Origin of the sequence: Haladaptatus sp. QDMS2 (genome assembly GCF_029338295.1) — an archaeon.
Taxonomy (GTDB): Archaea; Halobacteriota; Halobacteria; order Halobacteriales; family Halococcaceae; genus QDMS2.
The window spans coordinates 956021-970509 of sequence record NZ_CP119791.1 but is presented as its reverse complement, the minus strand read 5'-3'; the positions used below and the strand labels follow the sequence as shown (position 1 = coordinate 970509).

The following is a 14489-nucleotide window of genomic DNA, read 5'->3' as shown; positions in this document are numbered from 1 at the left end:
CTGGCTGTTGTTGCTGATTTTCCTGCTCACGTCTGTGTCCCGTCCGACGACCACTCAGCCATCTCACATCCAATGTTCAGCCGACTCCGCGAAGACGTTCGAACCGTAATCGAAAACGACCCCGCCGCGAAATCCACGGCCGAAGCCCTCACCTACCCGGGCGTTCACGCACTCCTCTTTCACCGGCTCGCCCACCGACTCCACACCCGCGGCTTTCGTCTCATCGCCAGAATCATCTCGCAATTCGCGCGCTTTCTCACCGGCATCGAGATTCACCCGGGGGCGAAAATCGGCCGCCGCCTGTTCATCGACCACGGGATGGGCGTCGTCATCGGGGAAACCGCCGTCATTGGCGACGACGTGGTGATGTTCCACGGGATCACGCTTGGCGGTACGTCAGAAGACCCGAAAAAGCGACACCCGACGCTCGGCGACGGAGTACTGCTCGGCGCACACGCGACGCTGCTCGGCCCGATTACGGTTGGGGACGACGCACAAATCGGGGCCGGAGCCGTCGTCATCGAGGACGTAGCCCCCGGCGCGACGATGATTGGCGTGCCCGCAAAAGCCGTCGAGTAGGCAAACCGCTTTTTGCATCTGGGTTCTCCATTTCGGTGTGACTGACGTGTACGCCCACCTCCGAACAGACGAGACGCTCTCCAGACTCATCGACGAACACGGCGAGATTCCGCTCGAACGCGCGGAGGACCCCTTCGCCCGCCTCGTGACGGCGATTATCAACCAGCAACTCTCCGTGCAGTCCGCAGCGGCCATCCGAGGACGCCTGTTCGACCGCTACGAAATCACGCCCGACGGTATCCGCGCCGCCGACGAAGACGGACTGCGAGACGTGGGCCTCTCGGGACAGAAGATTCGCTACGTCAGGAGTATCGCCGACCACTTCGACGACGGCATCTCACACGACTACTTCGCCGAGATGACCGACGAGGAGGTCATCGACGACCTGACCGAAATCACGGGCGTCGGCGTCTGGACGGCGAAGATGTTCCTGATGAGTGTCCTCGCACGCGAAGACGTGTTTCCCGTCGAAGATTTGGGAATCCGCAATGGGATGGCTAAACTCTACGCCTTGGAGGCGGAACCGGCGATGGTCGAGAAGGCAGAAGACTGGCGACCGTATCGCAGTTACGCGAGTCGCTACATCTGGCGGGCGATTGATTGAACGAACACGTTCGATTCGCAGGGTTCACGCTTTTGTCCTCACCCATCGTGTATAGTATGTGTCACAACAGTTGGCAGCCCCGATGCCGGTGGACGACCAAGCACCAGGTCCCGCAGGGGTTCCGTTACTCGGCAACACGCTCCAGTTTGGTCGCGACGCCTTTTCATTTCTCCGTGAGTGCGCCGCACGCTACGGCGACGTGGTGAACTTTACCGTTCTCGGGCGTCAGTTCTACCAGCTCAATCACCCGGCACACATCGAACACGTCCTCATTCACAACCAGAAGAACTACCAGAAGGGGTCGTTTCTCACGGCGCAATTCGACGATTTCATCGGCGAGGGATTGTTGCTGAGCGACGGTGCCCTATGGCGTCAGCAACGCCAACTCGTCCAACCGGCGTTTCATCCCACCCGCATCGCACGCTTCGCAGATACCATGACGGCGTTCACAACGCGGCTACTCGATACGTGGCAAGGCGACGTCCCACAGGACCTCCAGCCCCAGATGAGTCAGTTGACGCTCGAAATCGTCGCCCACGCTCTGTTCGACGTTGATATTCGCGAGGACGAACGAGCGATTACCGAAGCCGTCAACGTCGTGCTCGCCCATCTCGTGCGACGGACCAGTTCGCCTCTCACGCCGCCGATGTGGGTACCGACGCCGAGCAATCGACGATACCGACGAGCACTCGATACGCTAGACGGGATACTCACTGAACTCATCGTCGAGCGCAGAACAGCGGGGGCTGCCGGTGACGACGTAATTTCGATGCTACTGCGGGCTGAAGCGGACTCAGGAACGCCACAGACCGACGAACAGCTCAAAGACGAACTGCTCACCCTGTTGTTCGCCGGGCACGAAACGACGGCGGTCGCGCTCACGTTTGCCGTTCACTCCATTGCAACCCACCCCGAAGTAACGGCGAAATTCGAAGCGGAACTGGATACCGTTCTCGGTGGGAGAACTCCGACGTTTGCAGACGTGTGCTCGCTCACCTACACGGAGAATATCGTGAAAGAGGCGCTCAGACTCTATCCCCCCGTCTTCGGCATCATTCGTGAAGCCATCGAACCCGACGAAATCGGTGGCTACCGAATTCCTGCCGGTGCGGTCGTCGCAATGAACCAGCTGGTCGTCCACCGCGATCCACGCTACTTCGAAAGCCCGGACGAGTTCGACCCCGACCGTTGGACCGAAGCTTTCGCCGCCCGATTACCACGGTTCGCCTACTTCCCCTTCGGCGGCGGCCCGCGCAAGTGCATCGGGGAACGATTTGCCATGCTGGAGGCGGTGTTGGTGCTCGCCACGATGTACCAACGGTTCCGCTTCGACCTCATCTCTGAACGCGACCTCAACCTCAAACCGTCGATTACCACGCGACCGAAGTCGCCAATCGTCGTCGTTCCGCGCCGACGGTCGGCGTGAGCAAACCGTTTTATCGCCCGGTTTCTGAGAATGTGCATGTCCATCCGCACTGCCGCCCGTGCAGTCATCGTCGAAGACGGCCGTCTCCTCACGACCGAAAACGAGCGAAACGGCGACCGCTGGTACCTGACCCCCGGTGGCGGCCAGTACCCCGGCGAGACCCTCCACGAGACGCTTCGGCGCGAAGTGAGCGAAGAGGTTGGTATCGATATCTCGGTCGGGCCGCTGCTCGCCGTCCAGGAGTTCATCCCCGAGAACCACGGCCACGAGGGTCGCCAGCAGACGAATTTCCTCTTTCGCTGTGAGCGCATCAAGGGGGAAGTCCAGTCGGCCAATACCGACGACCCACATCAGGTCGGCTGTCAGTGGCTCAGAGTGACTGACTTAGAGCGCGAGGCGTTTTACCCGCGAAAACTCGCGTCGCTGCTGACGGCAGAAGAAAACGAAAAAACGCCCGTCTATCTGGGCGATACGCGGTAGTTACTCTTCGATATCCTGCTCTTCTTCCTCGTCCTCGGAGAAATCCTCCTCTGCGAGGCGGCGCACGTCGACGTGGTAGTGCTTCAGAATGTCGCGGCCGAGCAGGAGCTGGTAGTCCATGTGGCTGCGGTCCTCGATGCTCGCCGTCACCGTGTGCTGGGTGCCGCCGATACCGACGACGAGGTCGACGACGGGGCGCGAGCGACCGGATTTCAGGCTGCCGGATTTGACCCGGACGATGTTCTTGATGGGGCCCGTTCCGATTTCGGCGGCGAGTTGCGCGTCGATAGAGGTGCGCTTTGCGCCCGTGTCGGATTTCGCGAGGATGGTGCGACTGCCGCGGGTACCTGAGACGTGAACTTCCTCCGTGTAGCCGACGATGATTGGCTCGGAGGGAGCTTTCTGTGCGCGGCGTGGCTTACACGCCGGCACGGAGTCGTCGAGGGTGGCAGAGAGTTCGCGGACGCGCTCTCCGTCTACCTCGCCGCCCGCCGCCTCGATAGCCAGTTGCGCGATATACGGCGCGGCACTGCGGCCAGTCGCCTCGTAGAGGCCCTTGAACCCAGCGGTCGGGTTAACTTCGAGGACGTACCAGCCGTCTTCGCCTTCGACGATGTCCACGCCAGCGTAGTCGAGACCGATAATTTCCTTGGATTTGAGGGCCATCTCGCGGACTTCGTCCGGAAGCCGTTGGCTCGCGTCTTCGACGTCGCCGCCGAGGGCGACGTTCGTCCGCCAGTCGTCCTCCGGGGCGTAGCGGTTCATCGCGCCGACGATTTTGTCACCGACGACGTAGACGCGCAGGTCGCGGTGGCGCTCGCCGTCGCGCTCGATGAGTTCCTGCAAGAACGCCTGTCGGGTGCCGACTTTCGGGTTGACTGGGTCGTCGAGATTGACCCGCCAGGTCCCTCCACCGTGGGTGCCGATTGCGGTTTTGTACACGGCTTCCTCGCCGAAGCGGTTCCGACCGGCGTTCAGGTTGTCACTCGACAGTGCGAGGAGTGCGTCGGGGACGGAGATGCCGTTTGCGGAGAGTGCGGAGGCGGCGGCGAACTTGTGCATCGCCGTCATCGTCGCCATCGGCGTGTTGAGCATCGGGCGGAGTTTCTCGAAGGTCATCGCAAGGCCCAGTCGTTCCGCCGGTTGCTCGACGTTCGAGAGCAGGAGGCGGTTCGCGATGATGTCCACGTCTGGTTCGAACGAGATTTCACCGTGTTCGATGTCCACTACCGTGTTCTCGTCTCGCAGCCACTCAGTTTCGTAACCAAGGTCGTCAACAGCATTGAGGATCGCCTTCGTCTCCTTGCTGTTGTGTGTGCTCAGCACACCTACAGTAATGTCATCGGTCATGGCCACCTCTACTCGGGCCCCTTCAAAAGAATTGACGGTGTTAGACGCACGGTGAACCCTTTTTATACTACCCGCCCAGAGAACAGGTATGTCTAACGCGGCACCGCCGTTCACCTTCGACGGCGGGCGGGTCGACCCCGGCGAGACGCGGAACTTTCGGTACACCGTGAGCGAGACGTACCTCGGTGACCCGGTTCGGATTCCAGTGACCATCGTAAATGGCGACCACCCCGGTCCGACGGCGTTCATCGGCGCGGCCGCCCACGGCGACGAACTGAACGGCATCGAAGTCGTCCGCGAAGTCGCCCACGAATGGGACCACTCGGAACTCCACGGTACCATCGTCTGTATTCCCGTGATGAACGTCCCCGCGTTCATCGCACAACAGCGCTATCTCCCGATTTACGACCGTGACCTCAATCGCTCGTTCCCGGGCAACGATTACGGAACGAGCGCGAAACGGATGGCCAACCGAATTTTCAAGAACTTCATCGAACCCTGCGACTTCGCACTGGACTTTCATACCTCGACGCGCGGCCGGACGAACATGCTCCACGTTCGGGGCGACATGGCGAATGCGAAGGTCGCCCGCCTCGCGAAAGCGTTCGCGTCGAACGTCATCCTCTCGGGAGAGGCCCCCGACGGGTCGCTGCGCGGCGAAGCCACGCGCTACGGCGTCCCGTGTATCACTATCGAGATGGGCGAGGCCCACCGCTTCCAGCGCGAACTCATCGACAGGGCGCTCGAAGGCGTAGAGAGCGTCTTCGCCGAGTTCGGCATGCGACCGACGAAGTCGGTCATGTGGCCCGGCTGGCGCACCATCATCGAGGACACGAGCGAGAAGACGTGGCTCCGGGCAGACGCCGGCGGCCTCGTCGATATGCACTACGAACGGGGGGCGCTCGTCTACGAGGGCGACCGTATCTGTAAAATCACGAATCCGTTCAAAACGGACACCTCGACCATCGAAGCGCCCTTTACGGGCCTGCTCGTCGGGGTGCTCGAAAACCCCCTCGTCTACCCAGGCAATCCGATTTGCCACCTCGTGAAACTCGACGAAACGACCCAACGTGCGCTCGAACGCGAGCAGACGGCGGCGATGAAAGCCGTCCACGAGAACGAACAGGCATAAATCGTCAACTTTTGCACACTGCTCACTCCGCCGGGTTAGTAACTTCTATACACCCGTAGTGCCACGCTTCCAGTAGGTACCCATGAGTCAGTCTTACAATCGTGGCCTAATCGAGGACTTCGGCCGCTGGCGGGAGTTCTCCGCCGGGATGTGGGCTTGGATCTTCCACAAATTCACCGGCTGGGTTCTTATCGGCTATCTCTTCACGCACATCGCCGTGTTGAGCACCGCAACCGCCAGCGACCCCGCAGTCTACACCAACACCATTCAGGGGCTCGAGAGCCTGATGCTCGTTCGATTCCTCGAAGTCGGCTTGCTGGCTGTGGCTGTGTTCCACATCCTCAACGGCCTCAGACTGCTGTTCGTTGACCTCGGCGTCGGTCTCGGAGCCGAGGACAAGAGTTTCTACGCATCGCTCATCCTGACCGGTGCCATCGTCGTCGCGAGTGTGCCGACGTTCATGCACGGGGTGTTCTAAGATGGCAGAGCGCTACTCCTCGTTCGAGTACGGGGGCACGCGCTGGTTGCTCCAGCGCCTGACGGCCGCGTTCTTGGTCGTCGTTCTGGCCTTCCACTTCATGCTTCTGCACTTTGCGAATCTTCCCTCTGAGATCACGTTTGCCCAGACGCTGCAGCGGATGCAACAACCGGGCTACTTCGTCACGATGGTCCTGTTCCTCACCACAGCGACCTTCCACGGCGTAAACGGCGTCTACAACGCGCTGGTCAACCAGGGTCTCCAGGGGACCCAGAAGAACGTCGTGAAGTACGTCCTCATCATCGCCGGCCTCGCGCTCACGGCGCAGGGCATTCGCGTGGCGATTGCAATGACCGGGGTGAGTCTCTAAAATGAGTACGCAAGTTCCCGAAACCGAATCCGAACCCGAGCAAGAACAGGAGCTAGAACAATCCTCGAAGCCGGAGCACCAACAGCGCCGGCTCGCGGAAAAACGAGAGCGACAGGCAGAACGTGAGGCGGAGGCGAAAGCCGACGCCGCAGCCGACGAGGAGACGATTCACCTCAAGGTATTCCGCTACGACCCCGAGGTCGAGGGGAAAAAGGAGCCGCGCTTCGACGATTTCCACGTCCCATTCAAGCAGGGGATGACGGTTCTCGACGCGCTCATGCAGGCGCGTGACCTGTTCGATTCGAGTCTTACGTTCCGCCACTCGTGTCGACAGGCCATCTGTGGCTCCGACGCGATGTTCGTAAACGGGCGACAGCGTCTCTGCTGTAAGACCCAGATTTCCGAACTCTCGGAACCGGTTCGCGTCGAACCGCTCCCCCACCAGGAGGTCGTCAAAGACCTCGTCGTGGACATGGAGCACTTCTACGACCAGATGGAAGCGGTCGAACCGTACTTCCAAACGAACGACCTGCCCGAGGGCGAAGAACAGCGTCAGACGCGCGAGAACCGAGAGAAGGTCAAGATGTCCACCCGGTGTATCTGGTGTGGGGCGTGTATGTCCTCGTGTAACATCGCCGCCGGCGACAACGAGTACCTCGGCCCGGCCGCGCTCAACAAGGCCTACCGTTTCGCGATGGACGAGCGCGAGGGCGAGGACATGAAACAACACCGCCTCCAGATTATCGAGCAGGAACACGGCGTCTGGCGCTGTCAGACCCAGTTCTCCTGTACGAACGTCTGTCCGAAGGACATCCCGCTCACCGAGCACATTCAGGAACTCAAGCGTGAAGCGGTCAAGAACAACCTGAAATTCTGGTAACATGCACGAACACGACGTAATTGTGGTCGGCGCAGGCGGCGCGGGACTCCGCGCGGCCGTGGCGGCCCACGAAGAAGGTGCGGACGTGGCAATGGTCACGAAGCTCCACCCGGTGCGAAGCCACACGGGTGCCGCAGAAGGTGGCATCAACGCCGCCCTCCGAGAGGGTGACTCCTGGGAAAGTCACGCCTACGACACGATGAAGGGGTCTGACTTCCTCGGCGACGCCCCCGCCATCGAAACGCTCTGTAAGACTTCCCCGGACGAGGTCATCCAGCTCGAACACTGGGGGATGCCGTTCTCCCGCGAAGAAGACGGCCGCGTCTCCCAGCGCCCGTTCGGTGGCCTCTCGTTCCCGCGGACGACCTACGCCGGTGCAGAAACCGGCCACCACCTGCTCCACACGATGTATGAGCAGGTCGTCAAACGCGGCATCACCGTCTACGACGAGTGGTACGTCTCCCGTCTCGCGGTGACCGACCACGAGAACCCGGAAGACCGGACCTGCCACGGTGTCGTCGCAATCGACATTCAGACCGGTCGCGTCGAGGGGTTCAAAGCCAGACAGGGCGTCATCATCGCGACCGGTGGCCCCGGTCAGGCCTTCGACCACACGACCAACGCCGTCTCCTGTACCGGTGACGGCCCGGCGATGGCCTACCGCGCTGGCGTCCCACTCGAAGATATGGAGTTCATCCAGTTCCACCCGACCACCCTCCCTTCGACGGGCGTCCTCATCTCCGAGGGTGTCCGTGGGGAAGGTGGCATCCTCTACAACGCGAACGGTGAACGCCTCATGTTCGAGTACGGCTACGCGAACAACGCTGGCGAGCTCGCCAGCCGCGACGTTGTGTCACGCGCCGAGTTGACGGAAGTCAACGAGGGCCGCGGTATCGAGGACGAGTACGTCCACCTCGACATGCGCCACCTCGGTGAAGAGCGCATCATCGACCGCCTCGAAAACATCCTCCACCTCGCGGAGGACTTCGAGGGCGTCGACGGGCTCACCCAGCCGATGCCGGTCAAACCCGGCCAGCACTACGCCATGGGCGGCATCGAGACCGACGAGAACGGGCAGACCTGCATCTCCGGGCTGTACGCCGCTGGCGAATGTGCCTGTGTGAGCGTCCACGGCGCGAACCGCCTTGGCGGGAACGCGCTGCCAGAACTCATCGTCTACGGGGCCCGCGCGGGCCGTCACGCGGCCGGAACGGACCTCGGCGAGCCACAGATTCAGACCGGCTACTCCGCGAAGTCCGAGGACGGCCACATCGACAGTCCCGTCCCACTCGGCGCGGTGGATGCACCGGAGGGCGACGTCGCCGCAGACGGCGCGGCCGTCGACGTGGATACGGTCCTGTCGAAGGCCGTAGAGGCCGAGAACACCCGCATCGAGCGCCTCATGACGAAAGATGAGGGCGTCCAGCACGCGGAAATCCGCCACAAACTCCAGAAGGCGATGACCCGCAACGTCAACGTCTTCCGGACGGAGGATGGCCTCAAGCAGGCCCTGCGAGATATTCGCGAGGCCCGTGAGGCCTACGAGGACGTTTACGTCGCCGATCCGAGTCGGACGTTCAACACGGACCTCATCCACACCATCGAGACCCAGAACCTCATCGACATCGCAGAAACCATCACGGCCGGTGCGCTCGCTCGCACCGAGTTCCGTGGCGCACACTGGCGTGCAGAACACCAGGTGCGCAAGGACGAAGAGTGGATCAAGCACACGCTCATGGCCTGGAACGACGGCAAGCCGGAGCTCTACTACAAACCGGTCATCCTCGAAGGCGAGGAGAAGACCTACGAGCCGAAAGAGCGCTCCTACTGAGCGAATTCTTCCTTTCCGTTTTCACAGACCAGCGAGTGGCGACGCGCTCGCGACTCAGTCCACGTGCGGTGCGGTCACGTGCGGTCGCAGTGCGGTCCATTGCCGTCGGCAATCGTGCGACCACGCGGCTACCAGTAATCCGATTTCACCACCGACAAACCACGGCCCTGAACCACCTTCTCGCACGTAACTCTCAACCAGCTAAACACTCCCAACGGCCTGTGAAACTGCCCCACGGTGGCCGATAGTTCTTTTGTGCAGTATTCGAACTCTCAGTCAATGCAAGCAGTCATCCTCGCCGCTGGAGAGGGCACGCGGATGCGACCGCTCACCACCTCCACGCCGAAACCGATGCTCCCCGTCGCGGACCGACCGCTCTCTGCGCACACCGCGGACGCCGCCGTCGAGGCGGGCGCAGACGAACTCATCTTCGTCGTCGGATACGAATCTGCAGCCGTCCGTGAGTACTACGGTGACGAGTACCGCGGCGTGCCAGTCAGTTTTGCGGTTCAGGAAGAACAGAACGGTACCGCAGACGCCGTCCGGGCCGCCAAAGAGCACATCGACGGCGACTTCACCGTCCTCAACGGCGACAATCTCTACGACAAGGAGGGCGTCAAGAAACTCTTCTCCGAAGCCCCTGCCATCGCCGCCTTCCGGGTGCCAGAACCGTCGAACTACGGCGTCCTCTCGACAGAAGACGGCCGGGTGACCGAAATCGTCGAAAAACCCGAGAACCCACCGACGAACCTCGCGAACGCCGGTTCGTACGCCTTCCCAGCCGAGGCTCGCGACTGGCTGGACGAGGTCGAACTCTCAGAGCGTGGCGAGTACGAAATCACGGACGTCGTCGCCCGCGTCATCGACAAGTACGACGTGACGCCGGTCGAGGTCACCCGCTGGATGGACGTGGGTCGTCCTTGGGAACTGCTCGAAGCCAACGAGTGGAAACTCGGCGAGTTAGAGCGCGATATTCAGGGCGAGGTGCTCGGCGACGCGGAACTGCGAGGTACGGTCGTGGTCGAAGAGGGTGCCGTCGTCGAACCCGGCGTCGTCGTCGAAGGTCCCGTCCTCATCAAGTCCGGGGCGCACGTCGGGCCGAACGCCTACATTCGCGGGGCGACGCTCATCGGCGAGAACTGCCACGTCGGCCAGAGCGTCGAAATCAAAAACAGCGTCGTGATGCACGACACGAACGTCCCGCACCTGAACTACCTCGGCGACAGTCTCCTCGCGCCGGACGTGAATCTCGGGGCGGGAACCAAGGTGGCGAACCTCCGCCACGACGACGCGGACGTGAAGATGACGGTGAAAGGCGAGCGCGTCTCCACGGGACGGCGCAAGTTCGGCATCGTCGTCGGCGACGGCGCGAAGACGGCCATCAACACCAGCCTGAACGCCGGTGTCGTGCTCTCGCCGGGCGCGACGACGAAACCCGGCGAATCCGTCCTGCGCGACCGCTGAGTGCCCGTCCCGGTGCGAATTTTGCGGAGCGAGGTTCGTTTATTACCCTGACCTGAGAAGCGGGTCTCATCATGGAGTCACTCGACGGTCGGGTCGCGTTCATCACCGGCACCACCCGCGGTATCGGGAAAGAACTCGCCCTCTCGCTCGCAGACGAGGGTTGCACCATCATCTCGACCGGCAAGACGAGTGCGCCAAAAGACGACCTCCCCGGCACCATCTATCGGACCGCAGACGAGGTGCGCGAACGAGGAGCGAACGCGATGGCCATCAAACTCGACATTCGCGACGAGACGGCCGTCCAGGAGGCCGTCGGCGAGGTCATCGCGGAGTTCGGGCAGATTGACTTCCTCATCAACAACGCCGGGGCCATCGACATGCACCCAGTCACAGAAACGCCGCCCGAGCGATTCGACCTGCTCATGGACGTGAACGCACGCGGGGCGTACACGTGCTCGCACGCTGTCCTGCCCCACATGCTCGAACGTGGCTACGGCCACATCCTCATGTCCTCGCCGCCAATCAAAGCAGACAGTGCGCCCGGAAAAGCCGCCTACGCGCTCTCGAAGGTGGGCATGACGTTCATCGCGAAGTCACTCGCAGAAGAGATGCGCGGTGAGGGCGTCGGCGTCAACTCCATCTGGCCCGTGACGGCCATCGACTCGCAGGCGACCCGGCACTTCGGCCTCGGAACGGAGGCAGACTGGCGTAGCCCACAAATCGTCGCGGATGCGGTCAAGGAGATTCTCAGCCGCGACCCCGACGAATGTACGGGCAACGCCTTCTACGACGAGGAGGTGCTTCGGGAGGCGGGGGTCACGGACTTTTCGCCGTACAGTGTGGTCGAGGGGGCGTCGCCACCGCCGCTCTCGGCACAGTTTTTCGACCCCGACTACGGCCAATAGTCACGGAAAATAATCACCGAATCGACAGACAGCACTGCCGTAACGGGTGCTTCTAAGTAGTCGTGCTACATTGACTCACTCACCATGGTTGACCCAACATCAGACCTCGGCGAAGACGTGACCGAGGAAAACGCCCCCCGCTGTGCGACCTGCGGGTCAAGTATCGTAAACGATCCCAACCACCGCGTGCTCACGTGGATCGAAGACAACGCCGTCCAGTCGCGACACTTCTGTAACGAAGGCTGTCGCGAGCAGTGGGACCCCGAGAACTGAGCCGACTCAGGGGTTCGGGGTAGGAAGCGCGCGGTGGGCGCGTGGGGGAAGTAAGTAGTTCGCGCGGTGTTTGACGAACATGTATTCGAGGATGCCGTTGTTCACCCGCTGGCGGATTGCGGGACTCGCCTGAACCTGTTTTTCGCCGTTCATCGCCTCGCGGGTCTTCTCGAAGTCACCGATTCCTCGGTGGAGAGAGACGAAGTGAACGCCTGCCTCACCGCCGTCGGTCGAGTCGAAATCCCGTCGAAGGATGATGGGACGGCCGTCTTCGCGGACGCTTACCATCTTCTGTGAGTGACCGACCCGTCCGTAGGTTCGGGCGTCTTCGTCGAGTGTTTCTGCGCACTTGTCGTCTACCTGCGAACTGGTTCCGAGGTTGTGGCCTGCGCCTTCGACGAGTCCCTCTTTTGCGTGGAACGGACAGAACATCTCCGCGACGCGCTCCTCGCGGTTCTGTTCATCGTACCAGTCGTCGAGGCGAAGACGGATGCGCGAGACGTGCTGGGTGCTACCCTCGGCGAAGGGGCCCTCGGCAATCGTCACCCGGTCTTCTGTCGCCTGATTCTCCTCGAATCCAGAGACGAATCCCATGTAGAGCGGCGAATCTTCGGGCACGGGGTCGCCTTCTGGAACCCCGTCTACGTCCTGATTCTCTGCCGGCAAGCCACGGCCGATGAAACCGGTGCGGCGCTCTTGGACCTCGAAGATGCCATCGAACGAGGCGTCCATCTCGTAGCCGTTGAGCGTGGATTGGCGGCCCGTGAGCGCCTCCTCCGCGGCGAGGACGACGTGGCCGTAGTCGCTCGCGAGGTGGACGATTGCGTCGTAATCCTCGAGTTCGGGTTCCTCGAACGAGGAGAGGGCTTTCGGCATGGGGAGGTATACCGATTCCGGGAGTGAGTCGTCGAACCGGTCGAAGTAGGCGGGCGAGTAGCCAACGGTGAACAGCAACCCGTCGTTGCCGCGTGCGTAGGCGTGTTCGAGGCTCTGGAGGGCGGCCTCGACGGTTTCGCGCTCCTCGTCTGTCGGCCCGTCACCCGTGTACCTGAGCGGCAGGAGGAGGTGGTGTTTCGGCATGAGAACGTTCCCCGCCTCGCTCCTCGTGAGGGCGTCGTTCCAGGCGTGCTGGCGCGCAGGGTACGAAGAGAGGTCAGAAGGCCCGGACGGCACGTCCGGGTTCTCCTCACGATCCAGACAGGCGGAGAGGGCTGTGGCACCGCCGATTGCAACCGCGCTCTTCACGAATGCCCGGCGTGAAAGACCTCGGTTGGTGCGTGGGTCCATCGGCGTTGAGTTAGGGGCGCGCAGGAAAATGTGTTCTGCTTAGCCCGTGACGACCGGTCGGGAGATAATCCATAACGAGAGGACGGTGTACCCGACCATGAGGGCGACGAGCGGGACGTGCGACCGGCGGGCAAGCGAGGGTGTCGCGTAGCGTCGAATCGCCACGCCGTGGGCGGCGACGACGGCGACGACGTGGCCAACAATAATGAGCAGCACCTGCGACCCCCAGAACACCGGCAGCGAGAGCCAGTCGGTGAGCGTTACGGTCGGAGCTGGCAGCGCCGTGAGACTGGCGACGGTGAGTGCGACGAACTGTCCGGTGTTGTCGAGGACGAACGGATAGATGTGCGCGAGGTCGTAGGCGACGGCGATGGGAAGGATGCTCGGCGCGAATGCGAGTGTCGCCCCGGCCCACGTCGTCCGGCCCCCTGCACGACTGACCAGCAGGGCGACGAGCGCGTAACTCGTCAGAAACAGCCCAAAGCCGACGAGGAACAGCGCAAGGTCAGCGACTGCTCCAATGCCGAGAATAGAGCGAAGCCCCGTCGTGAGCGTCTGGAACTCGGGGGTGCTCGTGAAGCCGTCGAAACTGACGACGTACACCGTCCCGACGATGAACGCGACGAGGCTCAGGTTCGGTGCTGGGTCGAGACAGCCGGTCCACGGGCGGCGCACCAAGAGACGCACCGCGCCAGAATCGGCTCGCGTGAACGTGAACGGCGCGACGCGTCCGAACAGGCGATAGAGGACGGCGAAGAAGTCGGCTCGCTCGAACCACGCCTCGCCGTAGACGATGCCACCCAGTATCATGACGAGCGCGTAGGTGGCGACGAACGTCGCCGTCGCCTGCGGGTCACGTGGCACGGCAGTCAGATTCTCGAACACACCAACGACGAGCAAGAAGCCAGCGACGGCAGGCCAGTGAGCGAGGGGACTCGGATAGTCGCGATACCGGAGGGCACGTCCTTCGAGGGCCGAGAGGCCTCGGTAGATGGTGCGCCACGGAGAGAGTATTCGCCACGGACTTCCGACGAGAAGGGACACGACGGCGAGGCCCTTGAGCCAGACCCACCAGGTAAAGAACGTCGCGGGGTTTTCCGCGCCGACCTGTTTGCCGAACAGTCCCCACGCGACGGCGGCCACGACGAGCGTGAGAAACGCGATGCTCGCGACGCGCGAGGCGAGCCGGGCCGGGGTTGCTGAGAAGGTTCCGATGGGCGTGGTTGTCGCTCGTTCGGACCGGGTGGCAGAAAAGCCGACCCAGACGGCGGTAATGGCGACAGTCAGGCCCGCACCTGCGAACAGCAAGCCGAGCGGGAGTGGTGCCTCGAAGCGTGACCCGCCGACTTCGTGGGCGCTGGCGACGCCGGACGTGAGGCAGAGAGTGAGGGCGGCGAGCGACACTCGCCGAAGGCGGTCCATGTGCTATT

15 protein-coding genes are annotated in these 14489 nt (G+C 62.4%); 12 read left to right on the top strand and 3 right to left on the bottom strand.

What is annotated here, in order from left to right:
• Positions 1–72 precede the first annotated feature (72 nt).
• From cysE to P1M51_RS05415, 4 genes are read left to right on the top strand one after another with little or no spacing between them, the layout of a single operon-like run.
• Positions 73–579, top strand: coding sequence for a serine O-acetyltransferase (cysE, locus tag P1M51_RS05430; RefSeq protein WP_276248473.1), 507 nt, complete (start codon positions 73–75; stop codon positions 577–579).
• A gap of 37 nt (positions 580–616) precedes the next feature.
• Entirely contained in the window at positions 617–1183 is a 567-nt protein-coding gene (locus P1M51_RS05425) for a DNA-3-methyladenine glycosylase (RefSeq protein ID WP_276247167.1), read from the top strand.
• Positions 1184–1241: 58 nt separating this feature from the next.
• Positions 1242–2609, top strand: a complete 1368-nt coding sequence (locus tag P1M51_RS05420; protein ID WP_276247166.1) for a cytochrome P450 — start codon at positions 1242–1244, stop codon at positions 2607–2609.
• A 36-nt stretch (positions 2610–2645) separates the two neighbouring features.
• Positions 2646–3089, top strand: coding sequence for an NUDIX domain-containing protein (locus tag P1M51_RS05415; protein ID WP_276274867.1), 444 nt, complete (start codon positions 2646–2648; stop codon positions 3087–3089).
• On the opposite strand, the gene P1M51_RS05410 is transcribed toward P1M51_RS05415, so the two are convergent.
• Complete coding sequence (locus P1M51_RS05410) at positions 3090–4439, bottom strand: RimK family alpha-L-glutamate ligase (protein ID WP_276247165.1); 1350 nt, start codon at positions 4437–4439, stop codon at positions 3090–3092.
• An 88-nt stretch (positions 4440–4527) separates the two neighbouring features.
• Here P1M51_RS05410 and P1M51_RS05405 point away from each other — a divergent pair, with 88 nt between their 5' ends.
• The 8 genes from P1M51_RS05405 to P1M51_RS05370 all read left to right on the top strand — a co-directional run bounded on the left by P1M51_RS05405 (position 4528) and on the right by P1M51_RS05370 (position 11772).
• A complete protein-coding gene (locus P1M51_RS05405; RefSeq protein WP_276247164.1) occupies positions 4528–5571 on the top strand; it encodes a succinylglutamate desuccinylase/aspartoacylase family protein in 1044 nt (347 codons plus the stop codon).
• Positions 5572–5653: 82 nt separating this feature from the next.
• Positions 5654–6049, top strand: coding sequence for a succinate dehydrogenase, cytochrome b556 subunit (sdhC, locus tag P1M51_RS05400; RefSeq protein WP_276247163.1), 396 nt, complete (start codon positions 5654–5656; stop codon positions 6047–6049).
• A 1-nt stretch (position 6050) separates the two neighbouring features.
• On the top strand, positions 6051–6419 hold the full coding sequence (locus P1M51_RS05395; protein WP_276247162.1) for a succinate dehydrogenase hydrophobic membrane anchor subunit: 369 nt from the start codon (positions 6051–6053) through the stop codon (positions 6417–6419).
• A gap of 1 nt (position 6420) precedes the next feature.
• Positions 6421–7299, top strand: a complete 879-nt coding sequence (locus P1M51_RS05390; protein WP_276247161.1) for a succinate dehydrogenase/fumarate reductase iron-sulfur subunit — start codon at positions 6421–6423, stop codon at positions 7297–7299.
• Between the two features lies 1 nt (position 7300).
• Entirely contained in the window at positions 7301–9130 is a 1830-nt protein-coding gene (locus P1M51_RS05385) for an FAD-binding protein (protein ID WP_276247160.1), read from the top strand.
• Between the two features lie 279 nt (positions 9131–9409).
• Positions 9410–10594 carry a bifunctional sugar-1-phosphate nucleotidylyltransferase/acetyltransferase gene (gene glmU / locus P1M51_RS05380; protein WP_276247159.1) on the top strand — a complete coding sequence of 395 codons (1185 nt, stop codon included), beginning with the start codon at positions 9410–9412 and terminating at the stop codon, positions 10592–10594.
• A 71-nt stretch (positions 10595–10665) separates the two neighbouring features.
• On the top strand, positions 10666–11499 hold the full coding sequence (locus P1M51_RS05375; protein WP_276247158.1) for an SDR family oxidoreductase: 834 nt from the start codon (positions 10666–10668) through the stop codon (positions 11497–11499).
• 84 nt (positions 11500–11583) lie between these two features.
• Positions 11584–11772 (top strand): hypothetical protein, encoded by a 189-nt coding sequence (locus P1M51_RS05370; RefSeq protein ID WP_276247157.1) that lies wholly within the window; start codon positions 11584–11586, stop codon positions 11770–11772.
• A 6-nt stretch (positions 11773–11778) separates the two neighbouring features.
• Here the strand turns inward: P1M51_RS05370 and P1M51_RS05365 are convergent, their stop codons facing one another.
• Together P1M51_RS05365 and P1M51_RS05360 are read right to left on the bottom strand one after the other, a co-directional pair.
• Positions 11779–13059 (bottom strand): Tat pathway signal protein, encoded by a 1281-nt coding sequence (locus tag P1M51_RS05365; RefSeq protein WP_276274866.1) that lies wholly within the window; start codon positions 13057–13059, stop codon positions 11779–11781.
• Between the two features lie 39 nt (positions 13060–13098).
• Positions 13099–14481, bottom strand: coding sequence for a hypothetical protein (locus tag P1M51_RS05360; protein ID WP_276247155.1), 1383 nt, complete (start codon positions 14479–14481; stop codon positions 13099–13101).
• Positions 14482–14489 lie beyond the last annotated feature (8 nt).